Source organism: Paraburkholderia dilworthii (genome assembly GCF_000472525.1).
GTDB lineage: Bacteria > Pseudomonadota > Gammaproteobacteria > Burkholderiales > Burkholderiaceae > Paraburkholderia > Paraburkholderia dilworthii.
The window spans coordinates 1-14,965 of sequence record NZ_AWZT01000078.1 but is presented as its reverse complement, the minus strand read 5'-3'; the positions used below and the strand labels follow the sequence as shown (position 1 = coordinate 14,965).

At 58.1% G+C, this 14,965-nt stretch carries 11 protein-coding genes; all 11 read left to right on the top strand.

Annotated features, from left to right (window positions below):
* A partial coding sequence (locus tag F759_RS0133625) for an aldehyde dehydrogenase family protein (protein ID WP_027803663.1) occupies window positions 1-809 on the top strand: 809 nt, incomplete at its 5' end.
* Window positions 810-1,429: 620 nt separating this feature from the next.
* Window positions 1,430-2,335 (top strand): LysR substrate-binding domain-containing protein, encoded by a 906-nt coding sequence (locus tag F759_RS0133620; RefSeq protein WP_027803662.1) that lies wholly within the window; start codon window positions 1,430-1,432, stop codon window positions 2,333-2,335.
* 272 nt (window positions 2,336-2,607) lie between these two features.
* Complete coding sequence (locus tag F759_RS0133615; protein ID WP_027803661.1) at window positions 2,608-5,106, top strand: CoA transferase; 2,499 nt, start codon at window positions 2,608-2,610, stop codon at window positions 5,104-5,106.
* A gap of 198 nt (window positions 5,107-5,304) precedes the next feature.
* Window positions 5,305-6,396 carry an ABC transporter ATP-binding protein gene (locus F759_RS0133605; RefSeq protein ID WP_027803659.1) on the top strand — a complete coding sequence of 364 codons (1,092 nt, stop codon included), beginning with the start codon at window positions 5,305-5,307 and terminating at the stop codon, window positions 6,394-6,396.
* Window positions 6,397-6,431: 35 nt separating this feature from the next.
* Window positions 6,432-7,469 (top strand): ABC transporter substrate-binding protein, encoded by a 1,038-nt coding sequence (locus F759_RS0133600; protein WP_036025942.1) that lies wholly within the window; start codon window positions 6,432-6,434, stop codon window positions 7,467-7,469.
* Window positions 7,470-7,485: 16 nt separating this feature from the next.
* Complete coding sequence (locus tag F759_RS0133595) at window positions 7,486-8,748, top strand: ABC transporter permease (RefSeq protein ID WP_027803657.1); 1,263 nt, start codon at window positions 7,486-7,488, stop codon at window positions 8,746-8,748.
* A 4-nt stretch (window positions 8,749-8,752) separates the two neighbouring features.
* Window positions 8,753-9,592 (top strand): ABC transporter permease, encoded by an 840-nt coding sequence (locus F759_RS0133590; RefSeq protein ID WP_027803656.1) that lies wholly within the window; start codon window positions 8,753-8,755, stop codon window positions 9,590-9,592.
* A gap of 89 nt (window positions 9,593-9,681) precedes the next feature.
* Entirely contained in the window at window positions 9,682-11,397 is a 1,716-nt protein-coding gene (locus F759_RS0133585) for a GMC family oxidoreductase (protein ID WP_027803655.1), read from the top strand.
* Window positions 11,398-11,623: 226 nt separating this feature from the next.
* Complete coding sequence (locus F759_RS0133580) at window positions 11,624-13,075, top strand: purine-cytosine permease family protein (protein ID WP_051377557.1); 1,452 nt, start codon at window positions 11,624-11,626, stop codon at window positions 13,073-13,075.
* Window positions 13,076-13,227: 152 nt separating this feature from the next.
* Window positions 13,228-14,226, top strand: a complete 999-nt coding sequence (acuI, locus tag F759_RS0133570) for an acrylyl-CoA reductase (NADPH) (RefSeq protein WP_027803653.1) — start codon at window positions 13,228-13,230, stop codon at window positions 14,224-14,226.
* 227 nt (window positions 14,227-14,453) lie between these two features.
* Window positions 14,454-14,965 (top strand): IS6 family transposase (locus F759_RS0133565; RefSeq protein WP_027803652.1); only part of this gene is annotated, 512 nt, incomplete at its 3' end.

Sequence of the window (14,965 nt, the reverse complement as noted above, 5' to 3'; positions counted from 1 at the left end):
TCGCGGCGTACGTGCAGCAGCGCGGCGTGCAGCAGGGCAAGCGCGTGCAGGCGCTCGGCGGCGCGAAGAATCATCTCGTCGTGATGCCCGATGCCAATCTCGATCAGGCCGTCGATGCGCTGATCGGTGCCGCCTACGGTTCAGCCGGCGAGCGTTGCATGGCGATCAGCGTTGCGGTGCTGGTNGGCGACGTCGCCGATCGCATCGTGCCCGCACTGGCTGAGCGTGCGCGAAACCTCGTAATCGGCGACGGCATGTCGCCTGAGGTCGAAATGGGGCCGATCGTCACCGGCGAAGCGCTTCAACGCATCGAGAGTTACATCGGGCAAGGCGTGAAGGAAGGCGCGCAACTGATCGTCGACGGACGTGGCATTCGCGTGCCGAGCCGCGAGACGGGCTTCTTTACGGGCGGCACGCTGTTCGATCATGTGACGCCCGACATGCGGATCTACAAGGAAGAAATCTTCGGTCCAGTGCTGGCCTGCGTTCGTGTGAAGGATTTTGGTGAGGCGGTGAGCCTTATCAACGCGCATGAGTTCGGAAACGGCGTGTCCTGCTACACCAGCGACGGCGGCATCGCCCGCGAATTCGCGCGACGCATTCAGGTCGGCATGGTCGGCATCAACGTGCCGATTCCGGTGCCGATGGCATGGCACAGCTTCGGCGGCTGGAAGAAGAGCCTGTTTGGCGATATGCATGCGTACGGCGAAGAAGGCGTGAGGTTCTATACCCGGCAGAAGTCGATCATGCAGCGCTGGTCGTCGAGCATCGGCAAGGGCGCTGAATTCGCGATGCCGACCGCCAAATAAGCACCGGATGTATAGAACGTCGTTGCAGGTACTCGCCGTCCAGCAACGACCGGGCTTACCGGCCTCGAACTGAGCGAGCTGGAATTGGCAGCGCTACAGTCTGCCAATCCCCCGAATCAATTGGCCTGGGCAGGGATGCTCTCTTCGGTCGACGAGATAGCCTGCTTCTGCAAGGTGACGGAAGGATACGGTTCTCTGCCGGCCATACCCGACGACGGTTGAACGATGGCTTCGAAGAGGCTGGTTCTACCGATTGCTCGGGGTCCACATCGATTTGTTTCGGTCGCATATCGTTCGTGCAAACGATCCTGGTCGCCATTGACGCGATCACCGCTCATTGTAGTTCGTGATCCGTACGATGCCGCGAAAGCGGCCTGCGCCAAACGCTTCCGAACTGCTGCTCCCGGGATCTCACACCAGTGTGCGCTCGGCGCATATGGCGCTTTTATCGAAAGTCGGCGGCATGCGTGGACAGACCGTACTCTGGGCCGCAGGTATGCGACCTATGCATTCTCACGTTGTTACGAGCCACTTCGTCCAACGAGCGACTGGGACAGTGCCGACGCAATAGAATACCAATATTTCCGGTCGCGTCCCGATCCGCCACTGCAATTCGCAAAATGAAACGACTCCCACCGCTCAATTGGCTGCGTGCGTTTGAATCGTCGGCCCGACACCTAAGTTTCACGCACGCCGCGACCGAACTGAATCTCACCCAGGCGGCCGTGAGCCAACAGGTGAAAGGACTCGAATCTCAGCTTGGCACGGCATTGTTCAAGCGCCTACCGCGCGGCATAGAATTGACCGAGGCGGGACTCGCATATCTGCCGGTCGTCCACGAAGCGATCGAGCGACTCGCTGCCGCCACCGACGAAATTTTCGGGCAAGGGCACCTGAAAATACTGACCGTGCGTGTCAGCCTGGTGTTTTTCACGCACTGGCTCTCATGGCGACTGCCGGATTTCCGCAAGCGGTATCCGAATGTCAATCTGCGCATCACGAGCAATATCTGGGGAGGCGATAGCAGTGTCACCGATGTCGAGGCCGATCTGGAGATCCGCTACGGCCATGGGCAATGGACCGGCTTGCGTGCCGAGCGACTGACCTGGGACGCGCTGCTGCCCGTATGTGCTCCCGGGTTGCCTTCTCCCAAAGCGCCTCTCTCCTCGCCGAAGGATCTCGCGCATCACGAACTTCTCCACGTGCTGGGCTACGAGGAGGGATGGGGCTACTGGCTTAAAAAAGCCGGAGCATCGAAAATTGACTCGTCGAAGGGGATGCAGTTCGATACGCTGATTTCTGCACTCAAGTTCGCTGAACTAGGCCTGGGCGTTGCACTCGCCCGGTCATCTCTCGTTGAACACATGCTGGTTTCCGGACAACTGATCGCGCCGCTAAAACCCCGCCTTCCTACTAGTGAGGCGTTCTATCTGGTCTACTCCCAGCACAGCATTGTTAACCCTCACGCGGCTGCGTTCGTCGCATGGTTAAGCGCACAGGCGCAGGAAGCGCACGCGCGACACTGACTTCGCGGCGGGCTCGCGCATCCGGGGCAGAGCGCGATGCCGCGGCCCGCAGTCGTCCTCCTCGATTGCATCAGCCATAAAAAAAACAGACCCACCATCATTATTTTTATTGCTTTACCCACTACCGCTTCTGGCAGAAAGTTGCCTTCATCCAGTTTGATCGCCGTCCAACACGCATCTCAACGCGTACGGTTGGCAGTCACGGGGTTTACCCACAACACGATGATGGAAGGTCGCGCGATGCGACCAGTTTGGAGGCGACTCGCCAGATTATGGGAAAGAACAAGCAATTGCCGTTTAGCGGCGTGAAAGTTATAGATTTCGGCCAGTACATTGCAGGTCCGGCTGTCGCCATGATCCTCGCGGACCTTGGCGCCACCGTTATTCATGTCGACCCGCCTGCTGGGCCGCTCTGGGATAGCCCGGCGAATGCGGTACTGAACCGCAACAAGTATTGCATGCGGCTCGACCTGAAGGCCAACAAGGGGCTGGAAGAAGCTAAGAGTCTCGTCCGACGTGCGGACATCGTTATTGAAAATTTCCGGCCTGGCGTGATGACGCGGCTGGGCCTCGATTTCGCGAAGCTGCGTGAAGAACGCCCGCAGTTGATCACACTGTCAATGCCGGGTTTCGCCAGTAACGACCAACTGCGTCGCGAATGGCGGGCCTTCGAGCCGATTATCGCTTCCGCTTCGGGCGTCTTCTCGGACATGGGGCAGAACCGCGTACTGATGGGAATCAATCCAAGTTTCTCGCCTTTGCCGCTCGCGTCCGCCTACGGCACCATGCTGGCAGTCTCCGCAGTCGCGCTGGCATTGCAGGCGCGGCAGCACACCGGAGTGGGGGATGAAATTGAAGTTCCTCTGGCTTCGGCAGTGATGGAGGGGCTCTCCTACAATTCGATTCATATTGAGGACTATCCCGAGCGATACAAGACTCTGCGTGAAAAGGAAATTGAGCGACGGCGTTCGAATGATCTTCCGATGGATCTGTCGTACGAAGCTCTTCAGGAGTATCTCGATCCGTTCTACCGGACGTACGAGTGTGCTGATGGTCGGAAGTTTTACGCAGTGTGCCCATCGCATCGGTCGCACGCGCGGCGTTGCCTGCAGGCCATGGGACTCTATGACGAAATGCTGGCGGCCGGATTGCCGAGGATCGATGACCCGTACTTGCCGATTTCCGAATGGGAAGGGGACGCGTCGTTAGGGGTATATCCGTTGCCCGAGCATTGGGCAAAGCGCATTTCGGCGCGCATGACGGAAGTCTTCCGCACGAAAACCGCAGCAGAGTGGGAAAAGATCTTTGGCGAAGGCGGCTTTCCCGGAGCAGCACACTGTACCATGCAGGAGTGGCTGCACGATGATCACGCCAATGCTGCCGGTCTGGTCGTGAATGTCGACGATCTTGAGTACGGCACGATGAAACAACCCGGCCCGGTTTCCTGGCTCGAAGACTGTGCCGAATCGATGCTTTCACCGAAGTCCCGCTGTCCCGTGACTTTTCAGGATGCGCTGGGCATTCTCGATGAGCAGCAGAGTGCTGAACTGCCGCCTCCGTCGGACACAGGCGCGCAGGGCTGGCTCGACGGGGTGCGCGTCCTCGATCTGACCAACGTGATTGCCGGGCCGCATTCGACGTCGTTTCTCGGCCGGTTCGGCGCCGATGTCATCAAACTCGACCCAGTCGCGCCGAATTACGACCCATGGAATACCGTTGTCTTCGGGATGTCTTCGGCCCGTGGAAAACGCAGCGTGCTCGTCGATCTGAATCACCCGGATGGACGCGAGGTGTTCAATCGCGTTGCCCGGTCTGTCGACGTGATCGTGATGAACGCTCCTGATCGTCAACTGGCACCGCTTGGGCTGGACGAAGCAAGCCTGCGTTCCGTCAATCCCGGCGTGATCTTCTGTCAACTCGACTGCTTTGGCGGTCCGCGACGCGGGCCGCGGACCGACTATCTCGGCTACGACGATCTGATCCAGGCATGTACGGGAATCATGGTGCGATTCGGCGGTGGGATGCAGACACCGGAGGAACATGCTCACGTCGGGACAATCGACGTCATGTGCGGGTTCGCGGCTGCACTGGGTGTCGCGGCCGCGCTGTATCGCAAGGCCAGAACCGGTGAAGTGGGGCGTGCCAGAACCTCTCTCGCTGCGCTTGGCAATCTGGTGCAGATTCCGTTTGCGTACGACTATGCGGACCGCCGCCCGTTCGACGAACCGTCCGGTCGTGACGTGCGCGGCTCTGGTGCGATGTCCCGCTTCTTCCGCGCCGCGGACAACTGGATTTATGTGGATACCAGCGAAAGCGAGCTGGATAAGCTGGATCGGGTGGACGGTCTGAACGGGATCGCCGTCGCCGAGGATCCGGCTGCGTTTCTCGCGTGTGCTCTCGGCACCGCCTCCGCTGAAATATGGCAGACCCGATTGCAGGCCGCCAACATTGCTGCGGCGGTCCCGGACAACATCGTCAATCTGCGCCGGCAATACAGCAGGCCTTGCGACGATCGTTCCGGTATCGACAACGGCAGCTACTCGTTCAGCGTCTATGCGGACCATCCGAGTGGCCGTTGTGTCACGCAGCTCGATCCCTTTGCGATTCGTCCACGTCACGCGCGGATTCGTGCATTGCCTCCAGCCGAGAAATTCGGTGCGTCGACGCACGCCGTTCTGCGCGAGTTCGGGTATAGCGATGCGGAGGTCGAGATGCTCCTGGCTCGACATGCGGTCGGCGATAGCTGGTCTGAAGAGTACCTGCCCAGCTAGACGGGCCTCTACGTCGGGCAGTGCGGCGAACAGAGCATGCCGGCGTGAAGCCGTGGTGCCAGAGGTGCGTCGTTGCATGCGTCGTTGCAACACGTGATGAGAAGGTTGTGCCGACGTTTCGTCAGTTCGTTCGATGCGAGCACATCCAGCGTGTGCGAGGCCTTGGTGGGATATAAATATTTTATATTGGAGACAGCCATGCAGGATCAGACCAAAGCTCTCGTGAGCTTCCGTCACGTTAAAAAAACCTACGACGGTGAAACGTTAGTTGTCAAAGATCTGAATCTCGACATCCAGAAAGGCGAGTTTCTGACCTTGCTCGGCCCATCCGGATCGGGGAAAACGACTTGCCTGATGATGCTTGCAGGATTCGAGTACCCGACCGGCGGCGAAATCTGGCTCGATGGTCAACTGCTGAACCGGGTCCCGCCACATAAACGCAATATCGGGATGGTGTTCCAGAACTATGCGCTCTTTCCCCATCTCACGGTCGCACAGAATCTGGAATATCCCCTCAAGGTTCGGAAAATACCGGCCGACGAACGAGGCGCAAAGGTAAAGCGGGCGCTCGAAATGGTCGGCATGGAGAAGCTGGGCAAACGGATGCCCAGTCAGCTCTCGGGTGGCCAGCAGCAGCGCGTCGCCCTTGCGCGCGCGCTGGTTTTCAATCCTCAGCTCGTGCTCATGGATGAACCTCTCGGTGCGCTCGACAAACAATTGCGCGAACACATGCAACTGGAGTTGAAGGCGCTGCATGAGACGCTCGGACTGACGTTCGTCTACGTCACGCATGACCAGAGCGAAGCACTCACGATGTCCGACCGTGTCGCCGTGTTCGACCAGGGGGTGATCCAGCAACTCGATACCGTGGATCGTCTGTACGAATCGCCGAGAAATCTCTTTGTCGCGAATTTCATCGGCGACAACAATCGGATGAAGGGCACTGTCGTGACGAGGGACGGTGGCTACTGCCACCTGCGCCTCGCCGATGGGACGACGGTGCGCGCCCTCAATGTGGCGAGTGCTGACGTCGGACACCAGGCGACGGCAGTTATCCGCCCAGAACGGCTATCTGTTGAATCTCATCTGACACCCGGGGCGAATACCATACACACCGAAACACTCGACGCAATTTATTTTGGTGACCATGTCCGGCTGCGTTGCCGCGGTCCCGGAGAAGCCGAGTGTTTCGTGAAAGTCCCGCTTGAGAACGATTGGCAATCCTACGTTCATTCGGGGAACCGGATCTCCCTTTCCTTCCGGGAAGACCACCTGAAGATCTTGAGCTGAAGTTTTCAATTTCCATTACACAGTAGGAGGAGACAATGAAATCGAACTCGAAAATGATCTGCGCCGCAGTGCTGGCGTGCCTGTCAACTGCGGCTTTTGCCGGTGCGCTCACGACTGTCAACTACGGCGGGGCGGACGGTAATGCTCAAAAGGCGGCATGGGTGGACCCGTTCTCGAAGGAGAGCGGCATTGCGACGAACGCCATTCAGTACACGGGCGAGATGGCGAAGGTAAAAGCAATGGTCGAGGCCAGAAACGTCACGTGGGATGTCGTAGAGGTCGAGTCGGCAGACGTCGGTCGTGGTTGCCAGGATGGTCTCTTCGAGAAGCTCGACTGGTCGAAGATCGCCAGCAAGGGTGACCTGATGGCAGGGGCTGCGACACCGTGCGCAGCAGGAACGTTTGTGTGGTCGACCGTACTCGCGTACAACCCCGCGCTGAGCAGGAGCACGCCGCACGGCTGGAAGGACTTCTGGGATGTGAAGAAATTCCCGGGAAAGCGGGGAATGAAGAAGGAGGCCCGCTATAACCTGGAATTCGCGTTAATGGCGGATGGGGTGGCACCGAAGGATGTCTACACCGTACTCAGCACACCCACAGGCGTCGAGCGGGCGTTCAGGAAAATGGACGAACTCAAACCCCATATTCAGTGGTGGGAGGCTGGCGCTCAGCCTCCGCAGTTCCTGATTGCGGGAGATGTCGCCATGTCGACGGCTTATAACGGGCGCATCGATGCAGCTCAACGAGAAGGGAATAAAAATCTCGCCGTTTCCTGGGATCAAAGTATCTACGAACTGGATTTCTTCGTTATTCCGAAGGGTTCGAAGAACAAGGATACGGCCCAAAAATACATTTCGTATGTACTGAAGGCTCAGCCGCAAGCCGCGTTCGCGCAGCAAATTCCGTATGGTCCAACCAACAAGGCTGCGCTTAAACTGCTTGACGCCGCGACTCTGGCAGCGCTTCCCAATTCAGCCCAGAACGGAATTACAGCGATTCCTAATAGCGTCGAGTTTTGGACAGACCATGGCGATGCGCTTGAGCAACGCTTTACTGCGTGGGCTGCCAGATAACGGAAAGGGAGGATGTATGAGCACCATCACTTCTCAGCAACAGAGCTGGGACACGCGTAAGCTCAAGAGGTCGCTGCGAGTCGTCCAATTCCGCAAGGAAGTCGTAGCGTTTGCGCTGGTAGCGCCGCTTGCTATCTTTATTCTGCTGGTGTTTGTGATGCCGGTTGCGTCGATGATCTCGCGATCGATTCAAAATCCCGAGGTGGTCGATGCATTGCCGAAAACGACTTCGGCATTGAGACATTGGAATGGCAAGTCGCCCGTTCCCGACGACGCTTACCGTGCGTTGGTGCTCGACGTGGAAAGCAACGGAGGAAATAACGATGCGGGCACCGCGGCCGGTCGCCTGAACGGCCAGAAGGATGGTTTCCGCTCGTTGTTTTACAGGACGACCAGCGCGCTGCCCTTCGGCGATAACGATGCAGCGATTCCTGCGCAGGAGATGAAGAAACGCCTGATCGAAATCGATCCGCGCTGGGGTGACGCGAGTTACTGGCGGGCGATAGCCAGCGAGTCGTCCCGTTACACAAGCCAGTATCTCCTTGCCACGATCGACTATCGGGAAAGTTCCGATGGTCGGATCGTGCCGGTCGATAACGGCGCGTCGGCATATCGCTCCGTGTTCATGCGGACCTTTGAGATCAGCGGATTCGTGACGCTCGCGGCGCTTTTGCTGGGGTATCCGCTCGCCTACTGGATCTCAATCCTGCCAGCCCGCAAGGCGAATCTCGTGATGATCCTGGTGCTTCTGCCGTTCTGGACATCGATCCTCGTCCGCATTTCTGCATGGATTGTGATTCTTCAGGGCGAGGGCCTGGTCAACAAGGCGTTGATGGCGCTGCATGTGATTTCGAAACCGTTGCCGCTGCTGTTCAACAGGACGGGGGTGCTGATCGCCATGACTCACATCCTCCTGCCATTCATGATTTTGCCGCTTTACAGCGTGATGAAATCTGTCCCGGCAAGCTATACAAAGGCCGCGATTTCGCTGGGGAGCCACCCCTTCGGGGCATTCTGGAAAATCTATGTACCGCAGACGCTTCCTGGCGTTGGGGCGGGTGGTCTGCTGGTGTTCATTACTGCACTGGGCTACTACATCACCCCCGCCCTGCTCGGTGGGGCAGGTGATCAGATGGTCAGCTACTACATCGCATATTTCACCAATGTGGCGCTGAATTGGGGGATGGCGTGCGCGCTCGGTGCAGTTCTCCTTCTCGTGACGCTGATTCTCTTTGCGCTCTATCGAAAGATCGTCGGAACAGAAATAAAGGTGGCCTAGCATCATGAAAACCAGCATGCCGCGTTTCGCGCCCTACGTGTCGACGCCGGAAATCGTTTGGCATTACGCCTTGCGATCGGCGAACGTCCTGATTCTTGTGTTTCTGATTCTGCCTATTCTGGCGATCATTCCGCTTTCGTTTAACGAGAACTCGTTTCTCGTCTATCCGATCCATGGGTTTTCGTTCAGGTGGTATCACGACCTGTTCACGTCGACGGACTGGGCGCGCGCCGGAGCCAACAGCCTCATCGTGACGCCGATCGCTACGATAGCCGCGACCATACTCGGGACGCTGGCCGCACTAGGATTGAACAGGGCGTCGTTCAAGGGCAAAGGGTTGCTGGTCGCCGTCCTGATCTCCCCGATGATCGTCCCGGTGATCGTCACAGGAGTGGGGATGTATCTGTTGTTTGCCCGCTGGGGACTGGCCGGGACCTATGCCGGCCTGATTTTCGGGCATGTAGTGATCGCCGCGCCGTTTGTCGTGATCACGGTAAACGCAACGCTTGCCGGCTTCAACCAGAACTACGTACGAGCCAGCCTAAGTCTGGGCGCGTCGCCGGTCCGAACGTTCTTCCGGGTTACTTTGCCGATCATCGCGCCCGGTGTGATTTCCGGAGCGCTGTTTGCGTTTGCTACGTCGCTGGACGACGTCGTGATCACCATGTTCATCGCCGGCCCGACGCAGGGAACGCTCCCGCTTCAGATGTTCATTGGGATTCGTGAAAACATCACGCCCACGGTCGCTGCGCTTGCATCAATTTTTATCGTCTTTTCAAGTCTGCTGCTTATCACCATGGAATGGTTGCGGTCCAGATCCGTAGCAAAGCAGACGTCGACCTGACGTTGTCCGCACCCATGCATCGGATGTTGTCAAAGCGACAGGGTGCAAAAACGGCCAGTAATCGATATGCACAGATACAAGGAGGCAAGATGTCGGAAGGGAAAATCAAAGGAACCAGCTCGAAGCAGTCAGTGGGTGAATTCGACTATATCGTGATTGGCGCAGGTACGGCGGGTTGCGTGGTCGCAAGCCGTTTGAGCGAAGACGAAGACGTGTCGGTACTGCTAATCGAGGCCGGTGGAAAGGATGACTACCATTGGATTCATATCCCGGTCGGCTATCTCTACTGCATTGGAAATTCGCGGACCGATTGGCGCTACAAGACGTGCGTTGAGGCAGGGCTGAACGGCAGGGCGTTAGCCTATCCGCGAGGCCGGGTCCTTGGTGGCTGCTCGTCGATTAACGGCATGATCTACATGCGGGGTCAGGGCGAGGATTACGACGAATGGGCCCGCATAGCCGGCGATTCGTCATGGGGGTGGGAGACTGTCCTCGAGACGTTCAGGAAGAGCGAGGACTTCCATGCTGGTGCCAGTGATGCTCACGGTGCTGGCGGCCCGTGGCGTGTGGAGAAGCAGCGGTTGAAATGGGACATTCTTGAGACGTTTTCCCAAGCCGCGCAACAGACAGGTATACCAGCGACGGACGATTTCAATAGAGGCGACAACACAGGAGTCGGGTATTTCGACGTCAATCAAAAACACGGCATCCGGTGGAATGCGTCGAAAGCCTATCTTCGACCTGCAGCAAAGCGCGGGAACCTGACGGTTCTCACGAATGCGCAGACACGGCGACTGATGTTCGAGAACAATCACTGCACAGGAATCGAACTCTGTCTCGGAGACGAGCGGCGCGTAGCCAAGGCCCGACGTGAAGTGATTCTCTGTGCGGGAGCCGTCAATTCTCCCCAATTGCTGGAACTATCTGGAATCGGAAATTCCGATCGCCTGGCTCAGCATGGAATCAAGGTGATCAAGGATCTTCGAGGTGTCGGCGAGAATCTGCAGGACCATTTGCAATTGCGCATGGCGTTCAAGGTGGAGGGCGTCCGGACGTTAAACACCCTTAGCGCTCGCTGGTGGGGCAAACTGATGATCGGCCTCGAATACGGCGTATTCAGAAGTGGGCCGATGGCGATGGCGCCGTCGCAGCTCGGCGTGTTTGCAAAATCCGATCCGAATGATGGAACGCTGACGCGACCTGACGTTCAGTACCATGTACAGCCGCTGTCACTCGAACGGTTCGGAGAACCGTTGCATCCGTTCGACGCGTTCACCGCGTCGGTTTGTCAGTTGCGGCCGTCCTCACGGGGCAGCGTGCACATCACGTCGAGTGATCCGGCGATGGCACCGAGAATTGCGCCCAACTACCTTTCGACCGAGGAGGACCGTCATGTCGCGGCAAACGCCCTGCGGCTGACCCGGCGCATTGTGTCGGCGCCCGCGCTTGAACGGTTTCGGCCACGGGAAATTCTCCCTGGAATCCAATTCCAGACCGAAGATGAATTGCGGCATGCGGCCGGCGACGTGGGAACAACCATCTTTCACCCCGTCGGAACCTGCCGAATGGGTATGGCGGACGATCCAGACTCCGTGGTCGATTCGCGTCTTCGCGTGCATGGTGTGAACGGCTTACGGGTGGTCGACGCTTCGATCATGCCGACGATCACATCGGGCAACACCAACTCGCCAACATTGATGATCGCAGAGCGCGCGAGTGAAATGATTCGTATGGATAGAAAGCGAGAAGCTAAGACGGCGGGATGCGTCCCGGGACTGACCTCGGCCTGTCAGAGTTCTCTCTGATTTCCAACGAAATTGGCTTTGACGTATTAGTCCCGCTGGCCACGAAGCTGCTCGACGGTCGGTTGCGTGGGCGATCAGAAAACGAAGCATCGGTCTTGACCGCGACAATCTCTGATCGCGATCACCTTCGAGCTACGGATGATCTCCGCGTACGTTGAAGGGCAGGTTGCGCGTGAGCGAACGGTGCATTTACATCACGCCTACATCAAAAGAGTTGGAGACAAACATGCAGCAGACTACCTCGCCCATTTCCCAAGCACGACCGAAAGCCCATCTGGCAGTCGAGCGGCGTTCAATTGACTATGTGCCGTCGTCCGAACGGCATGGGAAGGCTTGGCATCTGGGGCCGATCTGGTTCTCTGGCAACACGCAGATCGCGACGCTTGCAGTGGGAGCGATCGGCAGCGCCATGGGTGCCAACTTTCTGTGCACAGCACTCGCGGTTGTGTTTGGTTCCGCGCTGGGTTCGTTCTTCATGGCATTCCATTCGACTCAAGGTCCGCAACTTGGCCTGCCTCAGATGATCCAGTCGCGTCCCCAGTTCGGCTACATGGGGGCGCTTCTCGTCTGGGTCGTTGCGCTTGTTACCTACGTCGGTTACAACGCATTCAATCAGGTGCTTGCCGGTGATACGGTTCATCACCTGGTCCATGTCGGCGCCAAAGGCAGCCTGGTCATATTCACCGTGCTGGCGCTTACGGTCGCATTCCTCGGACACGATTTGATTCATAAGGCACAGCAGTGGCTTGCCGCAGCGATGATTGTCGTGCTGACAGTGTTTTCTGCGGGCTTGATATTCTGCGTCCACTTCGACGCGTCGCAATTCAGTCTGAGTGGTTTCAGGACGATCCCTTTCTTCGCGCAACTCTTCGCAGCGGCAGCGTACCAATTGAGTTGGTCAATCTACGTGTCTGACTATTCGCGTTATCTGCCGGCGAACGTTGGTGTCCGTGCGTCGTTCTGGTGGACCTATCTCGGCGCGTTCATAGGGGGCACCTGGATGATGCTCGTCGGCACGGCGGCCGCCGCGATGTATGCGAAGCTCGATATTTCAGCAGCGGTCCAGGTCGTGGGCGACTCGATTTATCCGGGACTCGGCACGGTGACACTCGTGTTGTCGTTGGCAACGCTGTTGACAATGACGAGCCTTAACTTCTACGGGGCGTCGCTCACGCTGCTGAGCATTGCTGATTCGTTCCGACCGTCGCGTCCCACCACAACGACCCGTTTCGTCAGCCTTGCGATTGTCGCTGTCTCGGCGACGCTCATTGCACTGAGCGCGTCGGGTGATTTCATGGCGAGATTCGGCGACTTCCTTGGCATCCTCCTGTATCTGTTCACCCCGTGGACAGCGATCAACCTTGTCGACTTCTACCTTGTGCGCAAGACCACTTATTCGGTCAGGGAAATCTTTAACCCGGATGGAATGTACGGGCGGTGGAACTGGCGCGGGCTGACGGCGTATTTCGTGGGATTTACAGCGATGATTCCGTTCTTCTCCAATGGAATCTATACCGGTCCCGTAGCACGTCTCCTTGGCGGCACAGATGTCGGCATGATCGTCGGGCTTGTGGTGTCGGCGGCCATCTACTACTGGACATGCCAGTCATTGGATATGGATTCAGAACGAATTCGAGCTCACGCGGCAGATCTTGCGCTTGATGCCGACGCGAGATAGTCACCCAAGCTGAACAATTCGAGCGGGCGACGGCGCGTATGCTCCAGAAGGAATCGGATGCGGCCGAGGGCGTGAAGGCGTTTTTGGAAAAGCGTAAGCCCGTCTTCACCAACGTCGCCTGAACTGCCTGAGCCAATCACGGAGAATCATTGATGTCATTCAAAGCTGTGTATCTTCAGAAGGACGAAAGCGGAAGCTTTTCGGCCGCGCTCGACACACTCGACGACAGCGCGCTCGATGGCAATTCACTAGCCGAAGGCGACGTGCTCCTGCGCGTGATGCATTCGACGCTCAACTATAAGGATGGCCTTGCAATCGGCAACCTTTCTCCAGTCGTTCGTAAATGGCCGATGGTCGCGGGGATCGACGGCGCAGGAGAAGTGCTCGAGTCTAGCGATCCCCGCTGGAAAGCCGGTGATCTGGCGTTCATCAATGGTTGGGGGCTGGGCGAAGCGCATTGGGGCTGTCTCGCCGAAAAGGCGCGCTTGCCCGGCAGTTGGCTGCAATCCGTGCCCTCGACGATGTCGACCGCCGATTGCATGTCAATTGGCACCGCCGGCTACACGGCGATGCTCTGCTGCATGGCGCTGCAAAAAAACGGCGTGCGGCCTCAGGACGGCGAGATTCTGGTGACCGGTGCGACCGGCGGCGTAGGCACGTTCGCCATTTCGTTGCTGAGTTCGTGGGGATATACGGTTGTTGGTTCGACCGGCAAGCCGGAGGAGGGCGAATTTCTCAGAGCGCTTGGTGCTTCATCTCTGATTGCGCGCGAGACGCTTTCAGGTTCCGGCAAGCCGCTTCAAAAAGAGCGTTGGGCAGGCGTCGTCGATAGCGTCGGATCGCATACGCTCGCAAACGCGTGTGCGCAGACCCGATACGGTGGTTCCGTTGCAGCCTGCGGTTTGGCCCAGGGGATGGATTTCCCGGCAACGATGGCTCCGTTCATCCTGCGAGGCGTCACTCTGGTGGGCGTCGATTCGGTCATGTGCCCAATGGAGCGGCGCGCAGAAGCGTGGACCAGACTGGCTGAGGAACTCGACCGGAAAAAGCTGGCGCAAATCACGAAGACAATTCAGCTTGATGACGTGATCGAGACAGCAAGACGATTTGGCGCTGGGAAACTCACTGGCCGTGTCGTGGTGAATATCTGACATTGACCGCCCGCGGGCGGCAAGTCAGTGGAACCAAGCTAGAATCCGAGAACGGTTTTCCCCGCATATCGCGTTCAACACTGCGATATAGCGCGCTGGACGATTTTATCTTCCACCGCGGCAATCCCCAATTGGCGCTGATTACCGTCCCGCTCCGGTAGGATTTGGTGCAAATAGGGCGATCAGTTCGGTTATCGTAACGGGCTGACCGATAAGAGGCCCCGCCAATGAGCAAGCGCCAGACCCTGCAGGAGTTGTTTGCGGGTCGTCACTTTGACGGTGACGTGATCATTCTCTGCGTTCGCTGGTATCTACGCTACAAGCTCAGTCTGCGCGACCTTGTCGAGATGATGGCCGAGCGCGGCGTGGCTCTGGCCCACACGACGATCCTCCGTTGGTTGAAGCACTATACGCCGGAGTTCGTCAAACGTTGGAATCGATTCGACACGCTCGCCGGACGGTCGTGGCGTGTCGACGAGACCTATCTGAAAATTCGTGNCAANTGGGTCTACCTATATCGGGCGGTTGATCGAGCCGGGCACACGGTTGACTTCATGCTCCGGGCAAAGCGCGATGTCGCCGCGGCGAAAGCGTTCTTCAGCAAGGCAATCAAACATCAAGGCCAGCCGCCGCAAACCATCACGCTCGATGGATACGCAGCGTCGCATCGCGCGGCGCGCGAGCTGAAGGTCGACGGCTCGCTGCCTGAGGACACGCAAGTCCGATCCTCGGGATACCT